This is a genomic window from Succinimonas sp., assembly GCF_045225735.1.
Classification (GTDB): Bacteria; Pseudomonadota; Gammaproteobacteria; order Enterobacterales; family Succinivibrionaceae; genus Succinimonas.
Genome location: NZ_JBGVBR010000341.1, coordinates 1 through 4,263, shown reverse-complemented (window position 1 = coordinate 4,263; position 4,263 = coordinate 1). Strand labels below are relative to the sequence as shown.

The window sequence follows — 4,263 nt, the reverse complement described above, 5'->3', positions numbered from 1 at the left end:
TAGGGGGAGTTATGAATGCCGCCGACTATTTTCGCCGTCGTTTCGGCATCCAGGGATCTGATGGCCTGAAAGAGCTTTTCGGAACGCTGGATAACGGGCATGGCATTGTACCAGGGCTGCCTTCTTACTATGGAGGTTAGGACGGATCTTATTTCCCGGTTCGGCACATATGCAGTACGCAGAAATTCTCCTTCATCGATGCATCCCAGATACCCCAGACATACCAGAAGAGAAAAAATCTGATCTTTGTATTCAAGGGTTGTCATATCGTTCTGAAAGGATTCGCAGTTAAACTGGATGCGGCCGCCGGAAATAAGGCTGATGATATCATCCTTGATGCCGTCAAGGTTCAAGTTTATGAGGCGGATTACCTCTTCGTTTGACGATGTGCTGCTCCAGTAATTGCTGCACTTATTTCTGGTTATTGCGTTGCAGACAGAATTAGGATTATAAACATCAATAAGGACATTGTTTTTTTTGTCTTTGGTATCCTGACTGAATTTATATCCCTCATACCATTCCTTAAGCTGATCTTTTGAAATATGGCATTGGGGCCGCAGGGAGAGTTCCGTGACCTCTTCATCCGTAAAGCCGAAATACGGGGCAAATGTTCCTGACAGCAGCATGTTATATTCATCGAAATTATTAAGAGCTGACTGGGAATTGTATTTCTTTATGGGAAGAATGCCAGTAAGGTACGCCAGAGAAAAACAGGCCACGCCGTCTCCGGCTTTGAACAAACCTTTGAGCATATTAATAAATTTTTTCTGCAGTGTATCGTTATCCCGGTATTCCCGGTATATCAGATCCCATTCATCCATAATGAGAACAAATTTAGCTTCAGTTGCGACCAGAGCCGGTTTTAATGATTTTCTGCCAATCAGCGGAGCTTTGCTGATCTTTTCGTCAAATTCCCGGTTTTGTCTGATTTCCAGCAATGTCACATACTGCAAATAGTCAACAATATCGTCCACATAATCAACATGAAGACTCTCATCTGACATGTATGACTGAAAAGCATCATCTATGCTGTTCATGTCCCAGTATATGACATTAAACTTGTTAAGATAATCCTCGTAAGAAAGCTCGGTTTTCTGATCATCTGTTTTTTTCTTTATGACGCAGCGGGATATCTTCAGGCCTGCAAACAAGGATTTGCTGCTTGCTCCTTTGGAAAAAAAACTGGCAAGCATGTAAGCGGTAACAGTTTTTCCGAAACGCCGGGGTTTCGTAAAGGCAACCAGCTTATTCGGCTTATCAATCCTGCTGGCGATTTCTGCAATAAAGTCCGTTTTATCAACGAAGAGATCATATTCATGCAGATCTTTAAAGCTGTTTTTTTCGTTCGGGTTCAAAAAGATTCCCATATCGCTTTTCCTTCTGTAAAACTGCCCGGCTGCACCGGGAGTTCCGGGCTTTCCCGCTCTTGCTGAAAAGACAGAGATCTCTTCTGCCTCTTCTTTGGTGATGGTAATCCGTCAGGGGGCTGCCCGGAATGACTAAGAAGCCATACATATCGGTTCACCCCTGGATTGAGGCCCGGCAGGGGCCGGACAATTTAAGTCTCAATTCAAGGTTATCATTGCTGAAGCTGTTACCATTAGGGTTTGGCGTGCCGTCTGTATCTGTGCGGCTCTTCGATGCGCCGTTCTGGTTATTGTCCGGCGACCGCAGATGCCAAAAACAGCCCGGCCGTTTTCCGGTTTCGTCCCCGAGGCCATTATACTCCGGCACCTGAAAAAGTTCCTGCGCGAATCATGTCTGGCTGTGATTCCCGTTCCGCTGTTTTCCGAGATAATTCAAACAAAAACTCTGAGAGATTTCGGAGCCCGGGGATATCGAAGCTGGTGACAGAGCGGGATTCTGCACCGGTCAAGTATCATGAGGGATTATTTTATAAGTTTTTTTGCATGATTTTCAGTTGTCTGAGGAATGAGACGCCATGCCTTTTTGCGAAATTTATGTTCAATTTTGAAAAGGGGCTGGGGGCTAACCCGGAGGAAGTGTTTTCTCTGATGCCGGCAGCAGATCCGGAGGGTTATTTGCCGTTAGATCTTGCCATGCCTGACTCAGCAGGCTATAACGCCGGGTAACTGAACGGCGCCTTAGGCCCCGGAACCGGGGTATTCTGATAATGCGGCGCCATGCCGAATCTCCGGGCCGAATCTCCGGTGCCGGGTTCAGCGCAAAAAAATGCAGACAACAGACAGGGAGTTGAATATGGCAGTTCCCAAAGCCATGCAGGGCAAATATGACGAAATTGCCGCGGTTCTCGAGCCGTACTGCGAAAAATATCTGAACGAGGAGTACCGGGATCTGTGCCTCCGTATTCTGGAAAAGCTGTGCCGGAAGCGTCCTTCTCCCCTGACCTCCGGCCGGGCGAACACCTGGGCTGCGGGGATCGTGTACGCCGCCGGCTCCGCCAACTTCATTTTTGATAAAAGCCAGGACGTGCACATGACAGCCGAGGTGCTCGCGGCTCCCTTCGGGCTTTCCAAAAGCACGGCCAGCGCCAAGGGGCGGCTTATCACCGATATGCTGAAGATCAGCTATACCCGTCCGGAATGGGTGTTGCCTTCAATGCTGGACGCCAATCCCTTTGTGTGGATGGTAACCATTAACGGCATTCCCCTGGACGCCCGGGCTCTGCCTCTCCCCATGCAGCTCCTCTGCGTGAAGAAGCACATTATTCCTTATGCTCCGGGACTCCGGGAGCAGGAGCAAAAAGAGAAGGCCGCCAAAGCCGCGGCGGCCGGGAAGTCCGGTTCGGATAAGGACGGGAAGTGAACTACGTTTATATCCTCCGCTGCTCCGACAATACTCTTTACTGCGGCTGGACTCCGGATCTGGAACGGCGGCTCCGGGCTCATAACAGCGGGCAGGGGGCGAAGTACACCAGATCCCGGCTTCCGGCGGAGCTGGTGTACTTTGAGGAGTACGAAACCCGCCGCGAGGCCATGAGCCGGGAGTGGCATCTCAAAAGACTTTCCCGCAAGGAAAAGCTCCTCCTGATAGCGAGCGGGGCAGGACATCAGGAGACTGCGGAAAACGGCGGTTAGGAGTCCGGCGCGGAGATCGTTAAGACCATGTCTCCATGCTCTGTTCCTCAATACCGCAATCCGCAAATTTCAGATCCGGCTTTTCGCGCATCTGTTTCCGACAGACTGCATCAGCAGGGATACGCATCTGTCCGGCAAGACCGGCGCATTATTAACCATCATTAAAGTTTTATTATGAAAAAACTCCCTGAAGCATTATCGGTTTTTGAATTGATCAGAACACGAAATACAGAAGAGCCGATATTTTTAGCAGTAATCCCCGGGAGTTTATAAGCATTGCAGAAGGCGAGATTGGCGCCTTATGCAATGTTCTGCGTAACTTTAACCAGTCCAAGAACATTGAACGGATTTTTTTAACCGGAGTGCTACCTGTTACCATGGATACAGCGGTTTCGGGATTTGTATCCGTAAAACTGTCCGACCGTCCGGAGGTAAACTGTTTGGCCGGATTCACTGATGATGAGGTTCTGGAGCTTATTAAAGAGACAGTTGATTTTAGTAAATGCCTGCACACGCCGGAAGCTCTGCGGGAAGTGATGAAATGCCGCTATGCCGGTTATCGCTTTGCAAAGACCTGCAAGGATACCGTTTACAACGCCGCGCTTTGCCTGAATTTCATCAGCGAACTCAGATCTCGAAACTATAAAATTCCGAAGCTCAGGCTTGCCTCCGGCGATGATGCGGATTACACCAGACTTTCCGGATACCTGAACCTGATGACTGAACACAATCAGAAGAAGCTTACAACGGAGCTCCTTAAGAAACGCCCGGTGGAATGCGCCTTGCCCGTTACCGTTAAAATAACCTCTCCGAATACCAGGCTGGACATGTCCCAGGGAATCTCCCTGCTGTACCATATGGGTTTTCTGACACTGATGAGCGCGGACGAGGTTACGGAGTATTACGGAAAACCCACGAAAGGCACCTTTGTCAAAACTCCCAATTATTACATAAGCATGCTGTTTGAAAGGCATGCTCTCGAAAAGGCTCATATTCCCTGGAATTGCATCGAGAACCAGAGCAGAATTTCAGAATTGGCTCTGGACAATGACCTTGCGGCGGTTCTTTCCCTCCTGAAGTCTGTCGCTCTGACCTTTGTCCACACCGATGTTTCCCGGGAAGCGGAATATCAGCTCTGTCAGGCGGTATACTGCTCGCTCTTCATGAATGCCGCAAATTCCTTCACTCTCACCAGAGAATACTA

General features: G+C 49.1%; 4 protein-coding genes. 3 read left to right on the top strand and 1 reads right to left on the bottom strand.

From position 1 onward, the window contains the following. Window positions 1-1,367 (bottom strand): AAA family ATPase (locus ACJROR_RS12035; RefSeq protein WP_406547238.1); only part of this gene is annotated, 1,367 nt, incomplete at its 3' end. Between the two features lie 853 nt (window positions 1,368-2,220). On the opposite strand from ACJROR_RS12035, the gene ACJROR_RS12030 reads away from it, so the two are divergent. The 3 genes from ACJROR_RS12030 to ACJROR_RS12020 form a co-directional block, all read left to right on the top strand. After that, on the top strand, window positions 2,221-2,787 hold the full coding sequence (locus ACJROR_RS12030; RefSeq protein ID WP_406547237.1) for a DUF6398 domain-containing protein: 567 nt from the start codon (window positions 2,221-2,223) through the stop codon (window positions 2,785-2,787). Continuing rightward, window positions 2,784-3,059, top strand: a complete 276-nt coding sequence (locus tag ACJROR_RS12025; protein ID WP_406037702.1) for a GIY-YIG nuclease family protein — start codon at window positions 2,784-2,786, stop codon at window positions 3,057-3,059. The genes ACJROR_RS12030 and ACJROR_RS12025 overlap by 4 nt, the downstream gene beginning before the upstream one ends. Window positions 3,060-3,436: 377 nt before the next feature. Continuing rightward, window positions 3,437-4,263, top strand: an 827-nt coding sequence (locus tag ACJROR_RS12020; RefSeq protein ID WP_406547236.1) for an AAA family ATPase, incomplete at its 3' end; no start/stop codon positions are given.

Bases quoted from the DNA above. Each gene is read 5' to 3' on its own strand.
- ACJROR_RS12030 (WP_406547237.1), top strand. From the start codon at position 2,221: ATGGCAGTTCCCAAAGCCATGCAGGGCAAATATGACGAAATTGCCGCG.